Source organism: Escherichia sp. 20412-1 (genome assembly GCF_003027595.1).
GTDB lineage: Bacteria > Pseudomonadota > Gammaproteobacteria > Enterobacterales > Enterobacteriaceae > Escherichia > Escherichia marmotae.
This window is the reverse complement of the sequence record NZ_PYQM01000020.1, coordinates 26802-48816: the sequence shown is the minus strand read 5'-3', so window position 1 is coordinate 48816 and position 22015 is coordinate 26802. Positions and strand designations below refer to the sequence as shown.

General features: G+C 49.9%; 24 protein-coding genes. 15 read left to right on the top strand and 9 right to left on the bottom strand.

Annotated elements, in window-relative coordinates; translation table 11 throughout:
- Window positions 1-86: 86 nt before the first annotated feature.
- Window positions 87-1205 carry a PQQ-dependent sugar dehydrogenase gene (locus tag C7B16_RS14650; protein ID WP_107179855.1) on the top strand — a complete coding sequence of 373 codons (1119 nt, stop codon included), beginning with the start codon at window positions 87-89 and terminating at the stop codon, window positions 1203-1205.
- On the opposite strand, the gene gstB is transcribed toward C7B16_RS14650, so the two are convergent.
- Window positions 1202-1828 (bottom strand): glutathione S-transferase GstB, encoded by a 627-nt coding sequence (gene gstB, locus C7B16_RS14645; RefSeq protein ID WP_010379678.1) that lies wholly within the window; start codon window positions 1826-1828, stop codon window positions 1202-1204. The two genes, C7B16_RS14650 and gstB, sit on opposite strands and share 4 nt — an antisense overlap.
- 245 nt (window positions 1829-2073) lie before the next feature.
- On the opposite strand from gstB, the gene dacC reads away from it, so the two are divergent.
- Window positions 2074-3276: a serine-type D-Ala-D-Ala carboxypeptidase gene (gene dacC, locus C7B16_RS14640; protein WP_001516066.1), complete on the top strand. Its 1203-nt coding sequence runs from the start codon at window positions 2074-2076 to the stop codon at window positions 3274-3276.
- Window positions 3277-3323: 47 nt separating this feature from the next.
- On the opposite strand, the gene deoR is transcribed toward dacC, so the two are convergent.
- Complete coding sequence (deoR, locus tag C7B16_RS14635) at window positions 3324-4082, bottom strand: DNA-binding transcriptional repressor DeoR (protein ID WP_000450142.1); 759 nt, start codon at window positions 4080-4082, stop codon at window positions 3324-3326.
- Between the two features lie 57 nt (window positions 4083-4139).
- Window positions 4140-4736 carry an undecaprenyl-diphosphate phosphatase gene (gene ybjG / locus C7B16_RS14630; protein WP_000892326.1) on the bottom strand — a complete coding sequence of 199 codons (597 nt, stop codon included), beginning with the start codon at window positions 4734-4736 and terminating at the stop codon, window positions 4140-4142.
- A 285-nt stretch (window positions 4737-5021) separates the two neighbouring features.
- On the opposite strand from ybjG, the gene mdfA reads away from it, so the two are divergent.
- Window positions 5022-6254 carry a multidrug efflux MFS transporter MdfA gene (gene mdfA / locus C7B16_RS14625; RefSeq protein ID WP_107179854.1) on the top strand — a complete coding sequence of 411 codons (1233 nt, stop codon included), beginning with the start codon at window positions 5022-5024 and terminating at the stop codon, window positions 6252-6254.
- A 40-nt stretch (window positions 6255-6294) separates the two neighbouring features.
- Here the strand turns inward: mdfA and ybjH are convergent, their stop codons facing one another.
- The 3 genes from ybjH to C7B16_RS14610 all read right to left on the bottom strand — a co-directional run bounded on the left by ybjH (window position 6295) and on the right by C7B16_RS14610 (window position 8687).
- Entirely contained in the window at window positions 6295-6579 is a 285-nt protein-coding gene (gene ybjH / locus C7B16_RS14620; protein ID WP_107179860.1) for a protein YbjH, read from the bottom strand.
- A gap of 84 nt (window positions 6580-6663) precedes the next feature.
- On the bottom strand, window positions 6664-7479 hold the full coding sequence (locus C7B16_RS14615) for a Cof-type HAD-IIB family hydrolase (protein WP_001516070.1): 816 nt from the start codon (window positions 7477-7479) through the stop codon (window positions 6664-6666).
- Window positions 7479-8687, bottom strand: a complete 1209-nt coding sequence (locus C7B16_RS14610; protein ID WP_010379705.1) for an MFS transporter — start codon at window positions 8685-8687, stop codon at window positions 7479-7481. The genes C7B16_RS14615 and C7B16_RS14610 overlap by 1 nt, the downstream gene beginning before the upstream one ends.
- Window positions 8688-8771: 84 nt before the next feature.
- Here C7B16_RS14610 and rcdA point away from each other — a divergent pair, with 84 nt between their 5' ends.
- The gene (gene rcdA / locus C7B16_RS14605; protein ID WP_016261844.1) at window positions 8772-9347 is read left to right on the top strand and encodes a DNA-binding transcriptional regulator RcdA; all 576 of its coding nucleotides are present in this window, start codon (window positions 8772-8774) and stop codon (window positions 9345-9347) included.
- A 135-nt stretch (window positions 9348-9482) separates the two neighbouring features.
- Here rcdA and C7B16_RS14600 read toward each other — a convergent pair whose 3' ends face one another.
- On the bottom strand, window positions 9483-11168 hold the full coding sequence (locus tag C7B16_RS14600) for an aspartate:alanine antiporter (RefSeq protein WP_001024862.1): 1686 nt from the start codon (window positions 11166-11168) through the stop codon (window positions 9483-9485).
- A gap of 268 nt (window positions 11169-11436) precedes the next feature.
- On the opposite strand from C7B16_RS14600, the gene C7B16_RS14595 reads away from it, so the two are divergent.
- Window positions 11437-11814 carry an inner membrane protein YbjM gene (locus C7B16_RS14595; RefSeq protein WP_000681115.1) on the top strand — a complete coding sequence of 126 codons (378 nt, stop codon included), beginning with the start codon at window positions 11437-11439 and terminating at the stop codon, window positions 11812-11814.
- A gap of 32 nt (window positions 11815-11846) precedes the next feature.
- Here the strand turns inward: C7B16_RS14595 and grxA are convergent, their stop codons facing one another.
- On the bottom strand, window positions 11847-12104 hold the full coding sequence (grxA, locus tag C7B16_RS14590) for a glutaredoxin 1 (RefSeq protein ID WP_001195226.1): 258 nt from the start codon (window positions 12102-12104) through the stop codon (window positions 11847-11849).
- 159 nt (window positions 12105-12263) lie between these two features.
- Here grxA and C7B16_RS14585 point away from each other — a divergent pair, with 159 nt between their 5' ends.
- The 10 genes from C7B16_RS14585 (at window position 12264) to rlmC (ending at window position 20987) form a co-directional block, all read left to right on the top strand.
- Window positions 12264-12551, top strand: coding sequence for a YbjC family protein (locus C7B16_RS14585; RefSeq protein ID WP_001259126.1), 288 nt, complete (start codon window positions 12264-12266; stop codon window positions 12549-12551).
- Window positions 12535-13257, top strand: a complete 723-nt coding sequence (nfsA, locus tag C7B16_RS14580) for a nitroreductase NfsA (protein ID WP_000189116.1) — start codon at window positions 12535-12537, stop codon at window positions 13255-13257. Before C7B16_RS14585 ends, nfsA begins: the two co-directional genes overlap by 17 nt.
- A gap of 60 nt (window positions 13258-13317) precedes the next feature.
- Window positions 13318-14220, top strand: coding sequence for a 30S ribosomal protein S6--L-glutamate ligase (gene rimK / locus C7B16_RS14575; RefSeq protein WP_000684354.1), 903 nt, complete (start codon window positions 13318-13320; stop codon window positions 14218-14220).
- 87 nt (window positions 14221-14307) lie between these two features.
- Window positions 14308-14784, top strand: coding sequence for a YbjN domain-containing protein (locus C7B16_RS14570; RefSeq protein ID WP_001516074.1), 477 nt, complete (start codon window positions 14308-14310; stop codon window positions 14782-14784).
- 350 nt (window positions 14785-15134) lie between these two features.
- Window positions 15135-16247: a spermidine/putrescine ABC transporter substrate-binding protein PotF gene (gene potF / locus C7B16_RS14560; protein WP_107179853.1), complete on the top strand. Its 1113-nt coding sequence runs from the start codon at window positions 15135-15137 to the stop codon at window positions 16245-16247.
- A gap of 94 nt (window positions 16248-16341) precedes the next feature.
- The gene (gene potG / locus C7B16_RS14555) at window positions 16342-17475 is read left to right on the top strand and encodes a putrescine ABC transporter ATP-binding subunit PotG (protein ID WP_000995979.1); all 1134 of its coding nucleotides are present in this window, start codon (window positions 16342-16344) and stop codon (window positions 17473-17475) included.
- Window positions 17476-17484: 9 nt separating this feature from the next.
- Window positions 17485-18429, top strand: a complete 945-nt coding sequence (gene potH / locus C7B16_RS14550) for a putrescine ABC transporter permease PotH (protein WP_001516075.1) — start codon at window positions 17485-17487, stop codon at window positions 18427-18429.
- Window positions 18426-19271 carry a putrescine ABC transporter permease PotI gene (potI, locus tag C7B16_RS14545; RefSeq protein ID WP_107179852.1) on the top strand — a complete coding sequence of 282 codons (846 nt, stop codon included), beginning with the start codon at window positions 18426-18428 and terminating at the stop codon, window positions 19269-19271. The genes potH and potI overlap by 4 nt, the downstream gene beginning before the upstream one ends.
- Window positions 19272-19330: 59 nt before the next feature.
- Entirely contained in the window at window positions 19331-19819 is a 489-nt protein-coding gene (locus tag C7B16_RS14540) for a YbjO family protein (protein WP_000389253.1), read from the top strand.
- Between the two features lie 40 nt (window positions 19820-19859).
- Window positions 19860-20987 carry a 23S rRNA (uracil(747)-C(5))-methyltransferase RlmC gene (rlmC, locus tag C7B16_RS14535; RefSeq protein WP_001149757.1) on the top strand — a complete coding sequence of 376 codons (1128 nt, stop codon included), beginning with the start codon at window positions 19860-19862 and terminating at the stop codon, window positions 20985-20987.
- A gap of 174 nt (window positions 20988-21161) precedes the next feature.
- Here the strand turns inward: rlmC and artJ are convergent, their stop codons facing one another.
- Window positions 21162-21893, bottom strand: coding sequence for an arginine ABC transporter substrate-binding protein ArtJ (artJ, locus tag C7B16_RS14530; RefSeq protein ID WP_001516078.1), 732 nt, complete (start codon window positions 21891-21893; stop codon window positions 21162-21164).
- Window positions 21894-22015 lie beyond the last annotated feature (122 nt).

Here is a 22015-nt window from a genome sequence, read left to right as displayed (position 1 = left end):
CCCCTTCATATTTAAGTTTATGTAAAAATAAATTTGTCACGCCCCTGACTGACTACGCTTTAAGCCAGAGTCAATCCGGAGGTGTTATGTATCGACAATCCTTTTACTTTGTGCCCCTTCTCTGTATTCCTTCCGCTCTTTGGGCGGCACCCGAAACGGTAAATGTCGAAGTACTGCAGGATAAACTCGACCATCCGTGGGCGCTGGCCTTCTTACCGGATAATCACGGCATGTTAATCACCCTGCGCGGCGGCGAGTTACGCCACTGGCAAGCAGGAAAAGGATTATCTGCGCCGCTTGCCGGTGTGCCGGAAGTCTGGGCGCACGGGCAGGGCGGTTTGCTGGATGTGGCATTAGCGCCTGATTTTGCCCAGTCGCGCCGTATCTGGTTAAGTTTTTCTGAAGTCGGTGATGATGGTAAAGCCGGAACTGCCGTAGGTTATGGCCGCTTAACTGATGACCTCGCAAAAGTGACGGACTTCCGCACCGTTTTTCGCCAGACGCCAAAACTTTCTACCGGTAATCATTTTGGCGGGCGGCTGGTATTTGATGGTAAAGGCTATCTGTATATTGGTCTGGGTGAAAACAATCAGCGCCCGACGGCGCAGGATCTGGATAAATTGCAGGGTAAATTAGTGCGCCTGACCGACCAGGGCGAGATCCCGGATGATAATCCCTTTGTGGAGGAGTCTGGTGTGCGAGCCGGGATCTGCTCTTATGGCATTCGTAACCCGCAAGGGATGGCGATGAATCCGTGGAGTAATACGCTGTGGTTGAATGAACACGGTCCGCGCGGCGGCGATGAAATTAATATCCCGGAAAAAGGTAAAAACTACGGTTGGCCGCTGGCAACCTGGGGGATGAATTACTCAGGTTTTAAAATACCGGAAGCGAAAGGGGAAATTGTCGCCGGGACTGAACAACCCATTTTTTACTGGAAGGATTCACCGGCGGTGAGCGGCATGGCCTTCTATAACAGCGACAAATTCCCCCAGTGGCGGCAAAAATTATTTATTGGCGCGCTGAAAGATAAAAATGTCATCGTGATGAGCGTTAAAGGCAACAAGGTGACAGAAGATGGTCGCATATTAACGGACAGGAGGCAGCGAATTCGTGATGTTCGCAGCGAACCCGACGGTTATTTATACGTTCTGACCGACGAGTCCAATGGAGAATTACTCAAAGTTAGCCCACGCAATAATTAGCTAACAGGGATCATCACAACTTTACGCACCGCGGGGCGTTCGGTGAGTTGCTGATACCAGCGTTGCAGATTCGGACGTGGTGTCCAGGTCAGGCCAACGTTAAACAAATTGTAGATAAACGGCGCGATGGCAATGTCGCCCACACCAAATGCATCGCCGGAGAACCATTTCACTTTCGCCAGCTCTGCATCGAGAAGGGCAAACAGGGCGTCGCATTCCTTGCAACTGGCGTCAATGGCGGCCTGATCGCGCTCTTCCGGTGGCGTTCTGACCAATCCCATCAGGATCCCTCGATGGGCATTACTGAGCGTCTGGTTTGCCCAGTCCATCCACTTTTCGGCTTCTGCGCGGCGTGCCGGTGAGTCGATCCATAAACGGTTTTGCCCGTACTGTGCTGCAAGGTAGCGGACAATGGCGTTTGATTCCCAAAGAATTAAATTACTTTCGTCGTCACGCAACAGCGGCACCAGCCCGTTAGGATTCATCGCCAGAAAATCGGCGTCATGGTTTACCCCAAACTCACGACCCGCCAAAATTTGCTCATAAGGTAGTTCCAGTTCTTCGAGCGTCAGCAACACTTTTTTAACGTTGGTTGAATTATTCCGACCCCACAGCGTAATCATAGTCACCCCTTTTATACAGGCAGCCACAGGCTGAACAGGATTCCGATGGTGAAGTAAAGTTAACTTTTAAGCAACAGTGAGTAAAAAAATGACACCAGAAGCAGCGAAGCGGCAGGATATTGCATAAACTTTAAAAACTTTACCAATTTACGGTTTCTTTAAGCTTGTGTGTGCGTTATTAATCACCGAACTTATCATACGGCGATATAACGTATTTTTTTTGAATGGATACTCGGGTGGCATTTATGACGCAATACTCCTCTTTCCTTCGTGGTCTTGCAGCGGGTTCTGCATTTTTATTCCTTTTTGCCCCAACGGCATTTGCGGCGGAACAGACCGTTGAAGCGCCGAGCGTGGATGCGCGTGCATGGATTTTAATGGATTATGCCAGCGGCAAAGTGCTGGCAGAAGGCAATGCGGATGAGAAACTGGACCCCGCAAGCCTGACTAAAATCATGACCAGCTATGTGGTTGGGCAGGCGCTTAAGGCCGATAAGATCAAACTCACCGATATGGTGACGGTCGGCAAAGATGCCTGGGCAACGGGCAATCCAGCGCTGCGCGGTTCATCGGTCATGTTTCTTAAACCGGGCGATCAGGTTTCTGTGGCGGATTTGAATAAAGGTGTGATCATTCAGTCCGGTAATGATGCCTGTATTGCACTGGCAGATTATGTTGCGGGCAGCCAGGAGTCATTTATTGGTTTGATGAATGGTTATGCGAAGAAACTGGGCCTGACCAACACCACCTTCCAGACGGTACACGGCCTGGATGCACCGGGGCAGTTTAGTACCGCGCGCGATATGGCATTGCTGGGTAAAGCGTTAATTCACGATGTACCGGAAGAGTATGCCATTCATAAAGAGAAAGAGTTTACCTTTAACAAAATTCGCCAACCTAACCGTAATCGCCTGTTGTGGAGCAGTAACGTTAATGTTGATGGTATGAAGACCGGAACCACGGCAGGTGCGGGATACAATCTGGTCGCTTCGGCTACCCAGGGTGATATGCGTTTGATCTCTGTGGTGCTGGGGGCGAAAACTGACCGTATCCGTTTTAATGAGTCTGAGAAATTACTGACCTGGGGTTTCCGCTTCTTTGAAACCGTGACACCAATTAAACCTGATGCCACCTTTGTGACTCAGCGGGTTTGGTTTGGTGATAAGAGCGAAGTGAATCTCGGTGCCGGTGAAGGGGGATCGGTGACCATCCCTCGTGGGCAACTGAAAAACCTGAAAGCCAGTTACACGTTAACGGAACCGCAGCTTACCGCACCGCTGAAAAAAGGTCAGGTCGTCGGCACTATTGATTTCCAGCTTAACGGCAAGTCGATTGAACAGCGTCCGCTGATCGTGATGGAAAATGTGGAAGAGGGCGGATTCTTTGGTCGGATGTGGGACTTCGTAATGATGAAATTCCATCAGTGGTTCGGCGGCTGGTTCTCTTAATCTTCTGATGACCGGATGACGCGTTAACGTCATCCGGTTATGCATCATCAATACATCAACTTAATATGCTGCGTCTGTGCGTACTTCACATACTCATCTTCCGGGCAACGATCGCTTACCACAATATCAAATCGTTTCAGGTCACTCATGCGTGCCGGGCGTACCTTGCCAAACTTACTGTGGTCGACAACCAGCACATGCTTTTGCGCCATCGACATGGCCCAGTGTTTTACCGGCAACTCTTCAAGATTAAAACAGGTAGCACCTTTACTGATATGCACTCCGGCTGCGGAATAAAAAGCGATATCTGGACAGAAATTATTCAACGTCAACTGAAAATCGACGGGTTTAAAAATGGCGTTACTGGCATGAAATTCACCGCCGCAAAGAAACACCCGGCAATGGGGTTTCTCTTTCAGTGCCAGAAAGGTATTTAGTGAATAACAAACGGCGGTGAAAGGGATTTCATTATCTATCGCTTCAATAATCCACGGCGTGGTAGTGCCACAGTCAAAAAAGAGGGTCTGATCGGGTTCTACCAGCGTCGCAGCCAGTTTTGCCGCCCGGCGTTTTTCTTCCACCAGACGGGATTTTTGATCGCTTAACAGGTAATGGCTGGCACTGCGCGGTTCCAGAACGATATAACCGCCGAGTAATACGACGGGGGCGCTGTTGTTATTCAAATCGCGGCGAATCGTCATCTCTGAAACCCCGAGCAGGGTGGCGGCGTCCTTCAGATGTAACTTATCGCTGCGTTTTAATTCTTGCAGTAATTGCCCGATACGCTCTTCGCGACGTGTTTCCATAATCCCTCTGAATTGTTATTGAAGCGAGCCGCCTGATATTACACTTTTTATCCGAAATCAGCCACGCACCCAGCCTTTACGTATTGGTAAGGCGAAACAGATGCGATACCACAATTGCAGCCGCTGGTAGAGCCTGGATCCCACAGCTTGCCAGATAATCTGGGCGCTAAGGCAACCAATCATTCCCGCCAACAATCCACCAAGCATGTCCAGCGGCCAGTGAACACCGAGATAAACGCGCGACCAGGCAATAACTACCGCCAGTACCATGAGGATTGCTCCTGACCACAAACGATGCCAGCATAAAAATGCCAGCGCAAAGGTAAATATCACCGTGCCATGATCGCTCGGGAAAGAGTCATCTGCTGCATGATGCAGGAAGTTATAGCCGACATTCTCGACAAATGGACGGTCATGCGGAAACAGATGGCCCATCGTCCAGGAAACAAACAGACTGACCGCTAGCGCGATGGCGATTTTTATCACCAGTTGTCGTTGCGCCGTAAATCCCCATAGCCAAAGCACCGTAGCCAACAATGGCACCACGGTAATTAAATCTTTGGCAATAAAAATTGCTAACGAAATCATCCATGCGGATGAGTCTGGCGTCGCATTAATAAGAGAGAATAATGAATAATTCAGATTTTCCAGCATAACTTTCAGACTCAAAAGGTGATTAGTGGGCAGCCATCAGGCAAGTCGATGAGAATAAATCGCTTGTTAAACAGGGTAAAGCGGCATCGTCTTATTTACCTCAACCGGATTGGCTTACAGCAGAGAATGGTAACGCGAAGAAATTAAATAAAGCTTAAAGAAAGGGGGGCTATACTCGGAATAACGTAAGAATGTGCTTAACCGTGGTTTCAGCTACAAAATTTGCTTTCTCGTTTGCCACGCTTTTATTAAAATTTGCGCGATTATTATTGGCGAAGAAATTGCATGCAAAATAAATTAGCAACAGGTGCCAGACTTGGGCGTCAGGCATTACTTTTCCCCCTCTGTCTGGTGCTCTACGAATTCTCGACCTATATCGGCAACGATATGATTCAACCCGGTATGCTCGCCGTGGTGGAGCAGTATCAGGCGGGTATTGACTGGGTTCCTACTTCGATGACCGCTTACCTGGCGGGAGGGATGTTTTTACAGTGGCTGTTAGGACCACTGTCGGATCGTATTGGTCGCCGTCCGGTAATGTTAGCTGGCGTGGTGTGGTTCATAATCACCTGCCTGGCGATATTACTGGCGCAAAACATTGAACAATTCACGCTGTTGCGCTTTCTACAGGGGATAAGCCTCTGTTTCATTGGCGCTGTGGGTTACGCCGCGATTCAGGAATCTTTTGAAGAGGCGGTTTGTATCAAGATCACCGCGCTGATGGCGAATGTGGCGCTGATTGCTCCGTTACTCGGGCCATTGGTGGGTGCCGCGTGGATTCATGTGTTGCCCTGGGAAGGGATGTTTGTGTTGTTTGCTGCATTGGCGGCGATCTCCTTCTTCGGTCTGCAACGTGCGATGCCAGAAACGGCTACGCGCATTGGCGAGAAACTGTCGCTGAAAGAGCTTGGTCGAGACTATAAGCTGGTACTGAAGAACAGCCGCTTTGTTGCAGGAGCGCTGGCGCTGGGATTTGTCAGTCTGCCGTTACTGGCGTGGATTGCCCAGTCACCGATTATCATCATCACCGGTGAACAGTTGAGTAGCTATGAATATGGTTTGCTGCAAGTGCCCATTTTCGGCGCGTTAATTGCGGGTAATTTGCTGCTGGCACGTCTGACCTCGCGCCGTACCGTACGTTCGCTGATTATTATGGGGGGCTGGCCGATTATGATTGGTCTGCTGGTCGCCGCAGCGACCACGGTCATCTCATCGCACGCGTATTTATGGATGACCGCCGGGTTAAGTATTTATGCTTTTGGTATTGGTCTGGCGAATGCAGGGCTGGTGCGTTTAACGTTGTTCGCCAGTGATATGAGTAAAGGGACGGTATCGGCGGCGATGGGGATGTTGCAAATGCTGATCTTTACCGTAGGTATTGAGATCAGTAAACATGCCTGGCTGAATGGCGGTAATGGATTGTTTAATCTGTTTAATCTTGCCAACGGAGTTTTGTGGCTGCTGCTGATGTTTATCTTTTTAAAAGATAAACAAACAGGAAATTCTAACGACGGATAAGAAAATGCCTGGTTGTTTTATACAATCAGGCATTCAGGGATTAGTGGTGATGGTCGTCGATCTGATGTTCGATTACCATCCCTTCGCCTACGCTGGCAAGGTGACGGACATATGGATGTGCACGGTAAGCCGGAGCTGGCGTAGGGGCTACGTATACGGTTTGCGGCACGCTGGCAACGCTGACGGCTTGCGGAACGCTGACTGAATCAGGGACCACCACCACTTTGTATCCACTCGGCACATCAACGGTGACACTTTGCGCCATTGCCACACCAGTAAAACCCAACAGAAACGCGCCCAGCAGTACACATTTTTTCATCATCATTTCGCCTGAAATAATCCAGAAGGGTAATTTCCGCGGATTATGCATCCTTCATTCAGGCATTGTGTTGCCGGGCGTGCTGCCGTTTTATTGATTAAATGGCGCTTCGTGTTTAAGAACTTTATCGATAATGTCCAGTACGCCTTCATGGTTATTGGAGCCTGCACGGTATTTCGCCGCCGCTACGACTGCGTTGCCAGCATTTTCCATTGCAAAGCTAAAGCCCGCCTGACGCAGCATCTCAATATCATTACCGCCATCGCCAAAAACCACCACTTCGCTGTCGTCTATGCCCCATAATTTCTGGAGTTGACGCAGGCCATTGGCTTTATGTACGCCGGGGATAATCAAATCGATACTACCGTTGCCGGTATGGACTGGCACCATAATATCGCCAATAGAATCATGTAACTCTTTTTGCACTTGCGGAATCAGTTCGTCAGAGAGATTTAACCCAAACTTGAAGAAGATATCGTCGATATTGTCAAAGTTATCGACATATTCCAGGCGATGATAGTACATCTCCGCCACGGCCTTCATTTCGGCGTCATACTTTTTCAGGGTATAGGCGCTATTTTTTCCACAGGCAATAATTTCCACCTCCGGGCGCGTCAGTAAATGCTCCACAATAGTGGAAAATGCGTCCTTCGACAGTTCGCCATTAAAAACATCTTTGCCTTCGTTCACCACCCAGCCGCCGTTTTCCGCCACAAAGGCAATTTCATTGGCAATTTCGGGAAAGAACGAAATTAACTGATAATATTGATTTCCACTGGCGACCACAAAGCGAATACCTTGTGCTTTCATCTGCTGATACTGGGCCATAAACCGCTCACGGTTATAGGTTTTTTGATCGCTTAAGAAAGTACCGTCCATATCTACCGCAATTAATTTAATGCCCATCAACTATTCTCCATCGCAGTTTGCGTTTTTGTATCGGGTTTGGCGACGGCTTTAGCGACAATAGCCGCAAGAATAACCAGCGCCAGCACAACCAGCATTGCACTACGTAATCCATAATGTTCTCCGAGATAGCCCAGCAGTGGCGGCCCGACGAGGAATGCCAGATAACCCGTCGTTGCCACTACGCTGACACGGGTCGGCGCATCGGGGCCGGTATCGCTGGCGGCAGAAATGGTTAGTGGGAAGCCCAGAGAAGCGCCCAATCCCCAAAGCACAACAGATACCCCAGCGACCCATGCGCTATCGACAAAAATAATCAGTCCGATACCCAACGCACCCATCAAGGCACTGGCACGTACTACGGCAACGCGGCTGTAACGGTCGATGAACCAGCCACCGGTGAAGCGTCCAACGGTCATCCCCAATGTGAAACCGGCATAAATCAGTGAGCCTGACGTTGGACTAAAACCGTGGCCATCAACCATTAATAAGGGTAACCAATCGTTGGCAGAGCCTTCTGCAAAAGCCATTGCCAGTACTACGACACCAATCAACAGCAACTGGATGTCACGGTAAAAAGGCACACCTTTTTCGTCATGCTGCGAGCCATCGGCAGCGTTTTTGCCCGTACCGCCAGGGATTGCCTTAATAGCAATATAAATAGGTGCGATGCCCGCCAGTGCCGCCAACAAAATATGTACAGTTGCCGGAACACCAAAGGCTGTCAACGCCATCCCGACACCAGCGCCTGCCAGCGTGCCCAGGCTATAAAAGCCGTGCATCATAGGCAAAACCGTTTTATTCATTTCTCGCTCAACGGCTGCGCCTTCAACGTTTATCGCCACTTCAGCGGAACCAAAACTGGCTCCAAAGACACCAAGACCAACGGCAAAGAGGACGGGGGATGTCAGCCAGAGCGCCAGACTTAATATCATCATCCCGATCAAAGCGCAGGACATAGTGACCAGAATGACATTACGCGTCCCAAAGCGTTTCACTAACCACGCCGAGCAGAGGATACCGCTCATCGAACCTATCGACAGGCCAAAGAGTACACCGCCCATTTCAGCGATAGAGACAGAGAGAATATCCCGAATTGCTGGCGTGCGGGTGGCCCAGGAAGCCATTAGCAGTCCTGGCAAAAAGAAGAACATAAACAACGCCCAGGTACGGCGTTTCAAGGCATTACGTGAAGAATTTACTGTCATAGATCACGTCAAAAAAAGAAGAGGGAAGACAACCTTAGCAAGGTTGTGTACATTTGTACACAATTGCAGAGAGAGGGTAAAAATATGCGCCGCGCTAATGATCCCCAACGGCGAGAAAAAATCATTCAGGCCACGCTGGAGGCAGTGAAACTTTACGGGATACATGCCGTTACGCACCGTAAAATCGCCACCCTCGCCGGAGTGCCGTTAGGATCAATGACCTACTATTTTTCAGGAATTGATGAGTTGTTGCTGGAAGCGTTTAGCCGTTTTACGCAGACGATGTCGCGGCAATATCAGGCTTTTTTTGATGATGTCAATGACGCCCCCAGCGCCTGCCAGGCCATAACAGACATGATCTACAGCTCGCAGGTCGCAACGCCGGATAACATGGAACTGATGTACCAGCTCTACGCATTGGCCAGCCGAAAACCGCTATTAAAAACGGTGATGCAAAACTGGATGCAGCGTAGTCAGCAAACGCTTGAACAATGGTTTGAAGCGGAAACTGCCCGGGCGCTGGATGCTTTTATTGAAGGGATGAGTCTGCATTTTGTCACCGACCGTAAGCCGCTATCGCATGAGGAGATTTTGAGGATGGTGGAGCGAGTGGCAGGGCTGGAGATAAATTTCAGGCAACAAAAAACCCATCAACCTTGAACCTAAATGGCGGGGTTGATGGGCTCCACAAAATGGGGACATCAAAGAAAAGCAGTGGCACTAATTAAGACTGATACCCTGAAGAAAAGTTCTGCGGTTGTACAAAAAAATTTCATTTTTAGGGCAACTTCAGTTTTATCCGAGTCCGGGCCATACCATCACAATGATTGTCCCTGCCAGTGTCAGCAGTACGTTAGCTATTGCATAAGTGCCCGCATAGCCCAGCGCCGGGATGTTACTGCGGGCTGTATCACTGATGATCTCCATTGCCGGTGCGCAGGTTCGTGCGCCCATCATTGCGCCGAATAACAGTGCGCGGTTCATACGCAATACGTAAGCACCGAACAGGAAGCAGATAACAACGGGCACCAGACTGACAATCAATCCGGCAATCAACATCTGACCGCCAATCGCGCCCAGGCCGTTATTGATGCCGCTACCGGCGCTTAAACCAACACCCGCCATAAACACCATCAAACCAAACTCTTTCACCATACTTAACGCACCCTGCGGAATATAGCCGAAGGTCGGGTGGTTAGCGCGCATAAAGCCCAGCATAATGCCAGCGAATAACAATCCGGCAGCGTTACCCATGCCAAAACTGAAAGTGCTGAACTGGAAGGTAATCATCCCGATCATCAGGCCTATAACAAAGAATGCGCAGAATGCCAGCAAGTCGGTGACCTGGCTGTGAATCGAAATAAAGCCGATACGGTCAGCGATGGTCTTCACACGGCGGGCATCGCCGCTCACCTGCAAAACGTCACCTTTGTTAAGCACTACGTTATCGTCAATTGGCATCTCGATCTGACTGCGGATCACGCGGTTAAGGAAGCAACCGTGATCGGTCAACTTCAATTGCGCCAGACGTTTACCGACGGCGTTATGGTTTTTGACGACCACCTCTTCAGTGACAATACGCATGTCGAGAAGGTCACGATCAAAAACTTCTTTACCGTTACGGAAGCTGGGATCGAGTCGGGCGTGGGCATCGGGATATCCTACCAACGCTATTTCATCGCCCATTTGCAACACGGCGTCACCATCCGGATTTGCCAGAATCCCGTTACGACGGATACGTTCAATGTAGCAACCGGTCTGTCGATAAATACCCAATTCACGCAAGTTCTTGCCGTCGGCCCAGGCGACCAGTTCCGGTCCGACTCGGTAAGCGCGAATCACCGGCAGATAGACTTTGCGGCTGGCGTCGGTGTCCAGACCTCGCTCACGAGCGATTTGCTGGGCGCTGGTCTGTAAGTCCTGATGCTGTAACTTGGGCAGGTAACGCGCTCCGACAATCAGGCTCACCAGACCGATCAAATAGGTTAATGCATACCCAAGGCTTAAATTATCCAGTGCCGCGGAGAGCTGCCCGCTTTCTATACCAGAGTGGCGTAACGTATCGCCCGCACCGACCAGAACCGGCGTCGATGTCATGGAGCCAGCCAACATACCGGCCGTCAGGCCAATGTCCCAGCCAAACAGCTTACCCAAACCTAAGGCGATCAACAGCGCACTACCGACCATTACCAGCGCTAACATTAGGTAATTTTTCCCATCGCGGAAAAAAATGGAAAAAAAGTTGGGTCCGGCTTCGACCCCGACGCAGAAAATAAACAGCATAAAGCCAAGATTAAGCGCGTCGGTGTTAATACTGAAATGTTGTTGACCTAATAATAGCGATACGACTAAAACGCCAATGGAATTACCCAGTTGGATTGAACCAAGTCGTAATTTTCCGAGACATAGCCCAAGCGCGAGGACCACGAATAATAACAGAATGTAATTCCCATTTAACAATTCGGCGACGTTTATATTCACGGAGACTAACTTCTTGTTTACGAGTAAGCTGTTGAAAGAAATGGTAATTTAAGATAATGTTTTTACCTGAATTCAGGGCGCAGATTCATTCAGCGCACTTAATCAATAGTAAAGTAACAATATATTTTACTAGTGTAATCACATTAGATACCAACGGCTATAAGAATTGTGTTGGCCTATATTAGCATGGAATGCGAAGCGGCTTTATCTTACTGAGCGCCACACTGGCGAAAAATGTGTTCGATAGAGGCAGTGTCAGGAGGAAGATGTGAAACATAAACAACGTTGGGCGGGGGCAGTCTGCTGTTTTGTCCTCTTCATTGTGGTGTGCCTTTTCCTGGCGACGCATATGAAGGGCGCTTTTCGGGCTGCCGGGCATCCTGAAATCGGCTTATTGTTTTTCATTCTTCCTGGAGCTGTCGCCAGTTTTTTTTCGCAGCGTAGAGAAGTCCTTAAACCCCTGTTTGGCGCAATGCTGGCAGCACCGTGTTCTATGTTAATTATGCGCCTGTTTTTTTCACCAACACGCTCATTCTGGCAAGAGCTGGCATGGTTATTGAGTGCTGTCTTCTGGTGTGCGCTGGGGGCGTTGTGTTTCTTGTTTATCAGTAGCTTGTTCAAGCCACAACACAGAAAAAATCAATAAAGCCCTCAAACAGAGAGGGCTTATCCGGCAAATCAGGCGTCAAGATTCTCTTTTACCCAGGCTGCAAAATCGGTATAGCCACCGATGTGTTGCTGATCGACAAAAATCTGCGGCACGGTTTCAACGGGCTTCCCGGCCTTCTGTTGTAAATCTTCTTTAGTGATCCCTTCAGCACGAATATCCACATACTGATAGTGAAAATCATCGCGCTCGTTGCTTAATTTTTCTGCCAGATCTTTTGCACGAACGCAGTAAGGGCAACCCGGACGGCCGAAAATAACGGTTTGCATTTTCTCTCTCCATTTATCTGTCATGCGTGCATGATCACGCCAAATCTTATTCGCTGAAAGTAGGTTTAACCTGTTGCATTGATTGCTTAAAGCTATAACTGTTAAGCACAATGTGATGAAAGGTTTTAAACTGGCCGCTCACTTTGCAGAGGGAAGCCTATGCGCACGATCGGTAAATTGCCTGACAGTGTGTTGATACTGGAATTTCTCGGAATGATGTTACTGGCTGTGTCGCTGCTGTCGGTAAGCGACTACCTTTCGCTTCCGATGCCGTTTTCTACACCAGAAGCGCAAATTCTGATGATTTTTCTCGGTGTTTTGCTCATGCTTCCCGCTGCGGTGGTGGTTATTCTTCAGGTTGCAAAACGGCTTGCCCCGCAACTGATGAATCGTCCACCAGAATCTTCATGTTCAGAAAGAGAAAAAGATAATGACGCCAACCATTGAACTCATTTGTGGTCATCGCTCCATTCGCCATTTCACTGATGAACCTATCTCCGCTGAACAGCGCGAGGCGATTATCAACAGCGCCCGGGCGACTTCCAGTTCCAGTTTTTTGCAGTGCAGCAGCATTATTCGCATTACTGATAAAGCTCTGCGTAATGAACTGGTAACGCTGACCGGTGGGCAAAAACACGTTGCGCAAGCGGCGGAGTTCTGGGTGTTCTGTGCCGACTTTAACCGCCATTTACAGATTTGCCCGGATGCTCAACTCGGCCTGGCGGAACAGTTGTTACTCGGTGTCGTTGATACGGCGATGATGGCGCAAAACGCCTTAACCGCAGCGGAATCGCTGGGATTGGGCGGTGTATATATCGGTGGCCTGCGCAATAACATTGAAGCAGTGACGGAACTGCTGAAATTGCCGAAGCATGTATTGCCGCTGTTTGGCTTGTGCCTGGGCTGGCCTGCGGATAACCCGGATCTCAAGCCGCGTTTACCGTCCTCTATTTTGGTGCATGAAAACAGCTACCAACCGCTGGATAAAGACATTCTGGCACAGTATGACGAGCAACTGGCGGAATATTATCTCACCCGTGGTAGCAATAATCGCCGTGATACCTGGAGCGATCATATTCGCCGGACGATTATCAAAGAAAGTCGTCCTTTTATTCTCGATTATTTACATAAACAAGGTTGGGCGACGCGCTAAAACCGTAACGCCGATGTATTATACGCGGGCTTTTGACCAGGTCTGACAGAGAGGTGCAGGGTGAAAATTGCCATATTGTCCCGGGATGGAACGCTCTATTCGTGTAAGCGACTGCGTGAAGCGGCGTTGCAGCGCGGTCACCTGGTTGAAATTCTCGATCCGCTTTCTTGTTACATGAACATTAATCCTGCGGCGTCGTCCATTCATTATAAAGGTCGCAAGCTTCCCCATTTTGATGCGGTGATCCCGCGCATTGGCACCGCCATTACCTTTTATGGAACGGCGGCGCTGCGCCAGTTTGAAATGCTGGGCAGTTATCCGCTAAATGAATCGGTTGCTATTGCCCGTGCGCGTGACAAATTGCGTTCAATGCAATTGCTGGCACGTCAGGGTATTGACCTGCCTGTCACGGGGATAGCGCATTCGCCGGACGATACCAGCGACTTAATCGAGATGGTCGGTGGTGCGCCGCTGGTGGTCAAGCTGGTTGAAGGTACGCAGGGAATTGGTGTGGTGCTGGCGGAGACGCGTCAGGCGGCAGAAAGCGTGATTGATGCATTTCGCGGCCTGAATGCCCATATTCTGGTGCAGGAATATATCAAAGAGGCGCAAGGGCGCGATATTCGCTGTCTGGTCGTCGGTGATGAAGTGGTTGCGGCGATTGAACGGCGGGCGAAAGAAGGCGATTTTCGTTCCAATTTGCATCGTGGTGGCGCGGCAAGCGTCGCAAGTATCACGCCGCAGGAGCGCGAAATCGCCATTAAAGCCGCGCGAACGATGGCGCTGGATGTTGCCGGTGTGGATATTCTGCGTGCAAATCGCGGACCGTTGGTGATGGAGGTAAATGCATCGCCAGGTCTGGAAGGGATAGAAAAAACCACCGGTATAGACATCGCGGGTAAAATGATCCGCTGGATTGAACGCCATGCTACGGCGGAATATTGCTTAAAAACCGGTGGTTAGTCGCAATAACGTGACTGATCATGGTTTTGCCTGCGCTTTTTGCGTAAGCTGTGCCGGTCTTTTTATCGGAAGAGGTTGTACAAAATTATGACATCGCTGGTCGTTCCTGGTCTGGATACGTTGCGTCAATGGCTCGATGACCTGGGGATGAGTTTTTTTGAATGTGATAACTGTCAGGCTCTGCATCTGCCACATATGCAGAATTTCGACGGTGTCTTTGATGCCAAAATCGATCTGATAGATAACACAATCCTGTTTTCTGCTATGGCGGAAGTCAGACCTTCAGCCGTGTTACCGCTGGCGGCGGATTTATCAGCCATCAATGCCAGTTCGCTGACCGTGAAAGCATTTCTTGATATGCAGGATGATAATCTGCCAAAGCTGGTGGTTTGCCAGTCTTTATCCGTTATGCAGGGCGTAACCTATGAACAGTTTGCATGGTTTGTACGTCAGAGCGAAGAGCAGATTTCGATGGTTATCCTTGAAGCCAATGCCCATCAACTGCTGTTACCGACTGATGATGAAGGGCAAAACAACGTTAGCGAAAACTATTTCCTTCACTGATAATTCCTTTTGAGCACGCAGTCGCTGCCGCAGTGGCTGCGCGTTGTAATATTTTCTGCTGATTTTAACCTTTCATTAAAGATTATTTCACTTCTGTTGTGCCGGATTTGCTTTATCACATAGAGCAAATACGCATAAAAATTTGTTAAATGCCGTTTTTTTATTACAGCTATAGTTTCAAACCCTGGCTAAAGTTATTCTTGCAGTGCTTTTATATAGCGAGCAATGCTGGCCGGGAGAGAGTCCTCTTTTCTTACACCGCGCTGATAAAAAATATGCACATTTATTGCATATCTTTCAGTGTGACAACTTTTGTTCGTTTGTTAACGAACTTTCAGAAGGAAAGAGATATGACCGGCTTAAATAAAAAATGGCTATCGGGTCTGGTTGCGGGTGCTCTGATGGCTGTCTCTGTCGGCACGCTCGCGGCTGAACAAAAAACACTCCACATTTATAACTGGTCTGATTATATCGCCCCGGATACGGTGGCAAATTTTGAAAAAGAGACCGGTATCAAAGTCGTCTACGATGTTTTTGATTCCAACGAAGTGCTGGAAGGCAAATTAATGGCGGGGAGCACCGGCTTTGATCTTGTCGTTCCATCAGCCAGCTTTCTTGAACGCCAGTTGACTGCCGGTGTGTTCCAGCCGCTGGATAAAAGCAAATTGCCAGAATGGAAGAATCTCGATCCAGAATTGTTGAAACTGGTGGCAAAACACGATCCCGGCAATAAATTTGCCATGCCATATATGTGGGCGACGACTGGCATTGGCTATAACGTCGATAAAGTTAAAGCGGTACTGGGTGAAAATGCGCCTGTCGATAGCTGGGACTTGATCCTCAAACCTGAAAATCTGGAAAAACTGAAAAGCTGCGGCGTCTCTTTCCTCGATGCGCCGGAAGAAGTTTTTGCTACCGTGCTGAATTATCTCGGCAAAGATCCGAACAGTACCAAAGCAGATGATTACACCGGACCGGCTACCGACTTACTGTTGAAACTGCGCCCGAATATTCGCTATTTCCACTCCTCTCAGTACATAAACGATCTGGCAAACGGTGATATCTGCGTCGCTATCGGCTGGGCGGGTGATGTCTGGCAGGCGTCAAACCGTGCGAAGGAAGCGAAGAATGGCGTAAATGTCTCTTTCTCGATTCCGAAAGAAGGGGCGATGGCATTCTTTGATGTATTCGCCATGCCTGCCGACGCCAAAAATAAAGACGAAGCGTATCAGTTCCTGAATTACCTGCTACGCCCGGATGTAGTAGCGCATATCTCCGACCATGTGTTCTATGCCAACGCCAACAAAGAAGCGACGCCGCTGGTAAGCGCGGAAGTGCGTGATAACCCGGGGATTTATCCTCCGGCAGACGTTCGCGGCAAAATGTTCACACTGCAAGTGCAGGACCCGAAAATTGACCGAGTGCGCACCCGCGTCTGGACTAAAGTGAAGAGCGGAAAATAATCCGCAGCCGTAGATGCCGGACGGGCGCGCCAGTCCCTCCGGCAATTTGCACCATCATGGTGCGCTTGCACACCTTAAATGCCGGAGAGCAGCCGTGAATGACGCTATCCCTCGCCCACAGGCGAAAAGTCGGAAGTCGCTGACACCACTATTAGAAATCCGCAATTTGACCAAATCTTACGATGGTCAACATGCGGTCGATGATGTCAGTCTGACCATTTATAAAGGCGAAATCTTTGCACTGCTGGGCGCATCTGGCTGTGGCAAGTCCACACTGCTGCGTATGCTGGCAGGTTTCGAACAGCCTTCTGCCGGGCAGATTATGCTTGATGGCGTTGATTTGTCACAGGTGCCGCCTTATCTGCGCCCCATCAATATGATGTTCCAGTCCTATGCGCTGTTTCCGCATATGTCCGTGGAACAGAACATCGCCTTTGGCCTGAAACAGGACAAGTTACCAAAAGCGGAAATTGCCAGCCGGGTCAACGAGATGCTCGGGTTGGTGCATATGCAGGAGTTCGCCAAACGCAAACCGCATCAACTTTCCGGCGGTCAACGCCAGCGTGTGGCGCTGGCCCGAAGCCTTGCCAAGCGCCCAAAACTTCTGCTGCTTGATGAACCGATGGGCGCGCTGGATAAAAAACTACGTGACCGGATGCAGCTTGAAGTGGTGGATATTCTCGAGCGTGTCGGCGTGACCTGTGTGATGGTTACCCACGATCAGGAAGAGGCGATGACCATGGCGGGGCGTATTGCCATTATGAATCGCGGTAAATTTGTCCAGATTGGCGAGCCGGAAGAAATTTATGAGCACCCGACCACCCGCTACAGCGCCGAGTTTATTGGTTCAGTTAACGTCTTTGAAGGGCTGCTAAAAGAGCGCCAGGAAGACGGACTATTGCTCTATTCGCCGGGGCTGGTGCATCCGTTGAAAGTCGATCCGCAGGCGTCAGTGGTCGATAACGTGCCGGTGCATGTGGCGCTGCGTCCGGAAAAAATCATGCTCTGTGACGAACCGCCTACTGATGGCTGCAATTTTGCGGTGGGAGAGGTGACACATATTGCCTATCTCGGTGATTTGTCTGTTTATCATGTTCGCCTGAAAAGTGGGCAGATGATCAGCGCTCAGTTACAAAACGCCCATCGTCATCGTAAAGGGCTGCCGACCTGGGGCGATGAAGTCCGTTTATGTTGGGAAGTGGACAGTTGTGTGGTGCTGACGGTTTAAGGAGCAAAGATGAGTACACTTGAACCTCCTGTCCAGCCGGGCGGGTTGAAACTGTGGCTTACGCAGTGGCAGATGAAGCACGGGCGTAAACTGGTGATTGCGCTGCCGTATATCTGGTTGATTTTGCTGTTTCTGCTGCCATTTCTTATCGTCTTTAAAATAAGTCTGGCAGAGATGGCGCGCGCCATTCCCCCTTACACCGAACTGATGGAATGGGCGGATGGGCAACTGTCGATCACCCTCAACCTTGGTAATTTCCTGCAGCTAACCGACGATCCGCTCTATTTCGATGCTTATCTCCAGTCGTTACAGGTAGCGGCGATTTCGACCGTTTGTTGCTTATTGCTCGGCTACCCGCTGGCGTGGGCGGTGGCGCACAGTAAGCCTTCAACCCGTAATATCTTATTGCTGCTGGTGATCCTGCCGTCGTGGACTTCGTTTTTGATCCGCGTTTACGCCTGGATGGGGATCCTGAAAAACAACGGTGTATTGAATAATTTCCTGCTGTGGCTGGGCGTTATCGATCAACCGCTGACCATTCTGCATACCAATCTGGCAGTTTATATCGGCATTGTTTACGCCTATGTGCCGTTTATGGTGTTGCCGATCTACACCGCGTTAACCCGCATCGATTATTCGCTGGTAGAGGCGGCACTGGATCTCGGCGCGCGACCGCTGAAAACGTTCTTCACCGTCATTGTGCCACTGACCAAAGGCGGGATTATCGCCGGATCGATGTTGGTTTTCATTCCGGCGGTTGGTGAGTTTGTGATCCCGGAACTGCTCGGCGGCCCGGACAGTATTATGATCGGACGCGTCCTGTGGCAGGAGTTCTTCAATAACCGCGACTGGCCGGTGGCCTCAGCGGTGGCGATCATCATGTTATTGCTGCTGATTGTGCCAATTATGTGGTTCCACAAATATCAGCAAAAAAGCGTGGGGGAGCACGGATGAATAATTTACCGGTCGTTCGTTCTCCCTGGCGGATTGTGATTTTGCTGCTGGGTTTCACCTTTCTCTATGCGCCGATGCTGATGCTGGTTATCTATTCGTTTAACAGTTCGAAACTGGTGACGGTGTGGGCCGGTTGGTCAACGCGCTGGTACGGCGAATTATTGCGTGACGATGCGATGATGAGTGCGGTCGGGTTAAGTCTGACTATTGCCGCCTGTGCGGCGACCGCGGCGGCGATCCTCGGGACTATTGCGGCGGTCGTGCTGGTACGGTTTGGACGGTTTCGTGGCTCAAATGGCTTTGCCTTTATGATCACCGCGCCGCTTGTCATGCCGGATGTGATAACTGGTCTGTCGTTGTTGTTATTGTTCGTTGCCCTTGCTCATGCCATTGACTGGCCAGCCGATCGCGGCATGTTGACTATCTGGCTGGCGCACGTAACTTTCTGTACGGCGTATGTGGCGGTCGTTATTTCTTCACGTTTGCGGGAACTGGATCGCTCGATAGAAGAAGCGGCGATGGATCTCGGTGCGATGCCGCTGAAAGTATTTTTCGTGATTACGCTGCCGATGATCATGCCGGCAATCATTTCTGGTTGGTTGCTTGCTTTTACTCTGTCGCTCGATGACCTGGTGATTGCCAGTTTTGTTTCCGGACCCGGTGCCACCACATTGCCTATGTTGGTTTTTTCCAGCGTGCGGATGGGGGTGAATCCGGAGATTAACGCCCTGGCGACGTTGATCCTCGGGGCGGTAGGAATTATCGGATTTATCGCCTGGTATTTAATGGCGCGTGCAGAAAAGCAGCGGATACGCGATATCCAGCGTGCAAGACGTGGCTGAAGACACTAAAATTTGCCAACCTGGCTACATAATGCCGCGCATGTCGCGGCATTGTTTTCATGGAAGACGAAACGTTGGGATTTTTTAAGAAAACATCTTCATCACATGCTCGCCTGAATGTGCCTGCGCTGGTGCAGGTGGCGGCGCTCGCCATTATTATGATCCGTGGTCTCGACGTGCTGATGATTTTCAATACGCTGGGCGTTCACGGTATTGGCGAATTCATTCATCGTAGCGTACAAACCTGGAGTTTAACGCTGGTCTTTTTAAGCAGCCTGGCGCTGGTTTTTATTGAAATCTGGTGTGCGTTTTCGCTGGTGAAAGGCTGTAGCTGGGCGCGCTGGCTGTATCTGCTGACACAAATTACGGCTGCCAGTTATCTGTGGGCGGCTTCACTCGGTTATGGTTATCCTGAGCTGTTCAGCATTCCCGGTGAATCAAAACGCGAAATCCTCCATAGCCTGATGCTGCAGAAGCTGCCGGATATGCTCATCCTGTTGTTGCTATTCGTTCCCGCTACCAGTCGGCGGTTCTTCCAGTTGCAATAATGTGTATAATCGTCGCCCCTGATGATGTGAAGGTCAATGTATGCAGTGCGCACTTTACGACGCGGGTCGCTGTCGTTCCTGTCAGTGGATAACGCAGCCGATTCCAGAGCAACTCTCCGCTAAAACCGCCGATCTTAAAAATCTGCTGACCGATTTTCCGGTTGCGGAGTGGTGCGCGCCGGTGTCTGGCCCCGAACAAGGGTTTCGTAATAAAGCCAAAATGGTGGTGAGTGGCAGCGTTGAAAAGCCACTGCTCGGAATGCTACACCGCGACGGCACGCCGGAAGATCTTTGCGACTGTCCGCTTTATCCTGCCTCATTTGCGCCCGTTTTTGCGGCGCTAAAACCGTTTATTGCCCGCGCCGGGCTGACGCCGTACAACGTGGCGCGTAAGCGTGGTGAACTGAAATACATTCTGCTGACTGAAAGCCAGACTGATGGCGGCATGATGCTGCGTTTTGTGCTGCGCTCGGAAACCAAGCTGGCGCAACTGCGTAAGGCGCTACCGTGGCTACAGGCACAACTGCCGCAGCTCAACGTCATTACCGTCAATATTCAGCCAGTACATATGGCGATTATGGAAGGGGAGACGGAGATCTACCTGACCGAACAACAGGCGCTGGCAGAGCGTTTTAATAACGTACCGTTGTGGATCCGTCCGCAAAGTTTCTTCCAGACCAATCCGGCAGTTGCCAGCCAGCTTTATGCGACCGCGCGTGACTGGGTACAGCAACTACCGGTAAACCATATGTGGGATCTGTTTTGCGGTGTTGGCGGTTTTGGTTTGCATTGTGCGACGCCAGAAATGCAGTTAACGGGGATTGAAATTGCACCAGAAGCGATTGCTTGTGCGAAACAGTCTGCTGCTGAGCTGGGCTTAACGCGTTTGCAATTTCAGGCGCTGGACTCCACTCAGTTTGCCACCGCGCAAGGCGAAGTGCCGGAACTGGTGCTGGTTAATCCACCGCGCCGCGGCATTGGAAAGCCACTGTGTGACTATCTCTCAACGATGGCACCGCGTTTTATTATTTACTCCAGTTGTAACGCTCAAACGATGGCGAAAGATATTCGCGAACTGCCTGGTTATCGCATTGAGCGGGTACAGCTTTTCGATATGTTCCCGCACACCGCGCATTATGAAGTGCTGACGCTGTTGGTGAAGCAATAAAAAAGCCGCGGCTGCGGCTTCAGATTGTTGACCAGATGCGCTTTGTTCATGCCGGATGCGGGGTGAACACCTTATGCAACCTACAAAATCTTGCGAAATCAATATATTGTAGAGTCAATGTAGGCCAGATAAACGTAGCGCATCAGGCCATCTTACTTTTGTCATCAGTCTCAATTACTGCGGGAACCATTGATCACTGATTTTCTGATACGTACCGTCGGCTTTAACGGCTGCCAGTGCGTTATTCAGTTTCTCCAGCAGAGCTTTGTTATCCGGACGAACAGCGATGCCAAGGCCGGTGCCGAAGTACTGCGGATCGGTCACTTTCTCAGTCGCAACGCCCAGTTGTGGATTGGTTTTCAGCCATTCATTAACTACCGCTGTGTCACCAAATACACCATCGATACGGCCATTTTTCAGGTCGATAAATGCATTCTGATAGCTGTCATAAGAGACGGTTTTCACTTCCGGATGCTGATCCTGAATATATTTCTGGTGGGTGGTGCCGTTTTCCATACCAATACGTTTACCTTTCAAATCGGCAAAAGTCTTATAGGTATCTTTTTTGGCAATCACGACGGCAGAGTTTTCGTAGTATGGCGTGGTAAAGGCCACCTGTTTGCTGCGCTCTGGTGTGATGTCCATCCCGGAAATCACGGCGTCATATTTCCTGAATTTTAGTGACGGGATCAGACTGTCGAAAGCGTGATTAGTAAAAGTACATTCTGCCTGCATTTGTTTGCATAACGCTTTTGCCAGATCGATATCAAAGCCGACGATCTCATTATTAGCACCTATAGATTCAAAGGGGGGATAGGTAGCTGATACGCCAAAATTGATTTTCTCTGCGGCAGAAGCGCCGAAAGTAAAGGAAGCAAGTAATGCGGCAAGAACTAACTTTTTCATGATGGAACTCCCGTCTGTCAATCTTATGTTTATTGGCCGTGTCTGCGGCATGGGTTAACAATGCCATTAAGTGAATTTATATGCAATAAATATGATTAAATAATTCAGAATGGATAAAAAAA

Coding starts and splice junctions, on each gene's coding strand:
- C7B16_RS14650 (WP_107179855.1), top strand. CDS start 87: ATGTATCGACAATCCTTTTACTTTGTGCCCCTTCTCTGTATTCCTTCC.
- gstB (WP_010379678.1), bottom strand. CDS start 1,828: ATGATTACGCTGTGGGGTCGGAATAATTCAACCAACGTTAAAAAAGTG.
- dacC (WP_001516066.1), top strand. CDS start 2,074: ATGACGCAATACTCCTCTTTCCTTCGTGGTCTTGCAGCGGGTTCTGCA.
- deoR (WP_000450142.1), bottom strand. CDS start 4,082: ATGGAAACACGTCGCGAAGAGCGTATCGGGCAATTACTGCAAGAATTA.
- ybjG (WP_000892326.1), bottom strand. CDS start 4,736: ATGCTGGAAAATCTGAATTATTCATTATTCTCTCTTATTAATGCGACG.
- mdfA (WP_107179854.1), top strand. CDS start 5,022: ATGCAAAATAAATTAGCAACAGGTGCCAGACTTGGGCGTCAGGCATTA.
- ybjH (WP_107179860.1), bottom strand. CDS start 6,579: ATGATGATGAAAAAATGTGTACTGCTGGGCGCGTTTCTGTTGGGTTTT.
- C7B16_RS14615 (WP_001516070.1), bottom strand. CDS start 7,479: ATGGGCATTAAATTAATTGCGGTAGATATGGACGGTACTTTCTTAAGC.
- C7B16_RS14610 (WP_010379705.1), bottom strand. CDS start 8,687: ATGACAGTAAATTCTTCACGTAATGCCTTGAAACGCCGTACCTGGGCG.
- rcdA (WP_016261844.1), top strand. CDS start 8,772: ATGCGCCGCGCTAATGATCCCCAACGGCGAGAAAAAATCATTCAGGCC.
- grxA (WP_001195226.1), bottom strand. CDS start 12,104: ATGCAAACCGTTATTTTCGGCCGTCCGGGTTGCCCTTACTGCGTTCGT.
- C7B16_RS14585 (WP_001259126.1), top strand. CDS start 12,264: ATGCGCACGATCGGTAAATTGCCTGACAGTGTGTTGATACTGGAATTT.
- nfsA (WP_000189116.1), top strand. CDS start 12,535: ATGACGCCAACCATTGAACTCATTTGTGGTCATCGCTCCATTCGCCAT.
- C7B16_RS14570 (WP_001516074.1), top strand. CDS start 14,308: ATGACATCGCTGGTCGTTCCTGGTCTGGATACGTTGCGTCAATGGCTC.
- potF (WP_107179853.1), top strand. CDS start 15,135: ATGACCGGCTTAAATAAAAAATGGCTATCGGGTCTGGTTGCGGGTGCT.
- potH (WP_001516075.1), top strand. CDS start 17,485: ATGAGTACACTTGAACCTCCTGTCCAGCCGGGCGGGTTGAAACTGTGG.
- potI (WP_107179852.1), top strand. CDS start 18,426: ATGAATAATTTACCGGTCGTTCGTTCTCCCTGGCGGATTGTGATTTTG.
- C7B16_RS14540 (WP_000389253.1), top strand. CDS start 19,331: ATGGAAGACGAAACGTTGGGATTTTTTAAGAAAACATCTTCATCACAT.
- rlmC (WP_001149757.1), top strand. CDS start 19,860: ATGCAGTGCGCACTTTACGACGCGGGTCGCTGTCGTTCCTGTCAGTGG.
- artJ (WP_001516078.1), bottom strand. CDS start 21,893: ATGAAAAAGTTAGTTCTTGCCGCATTACTTGCTTCCTTTACTTTCGGC.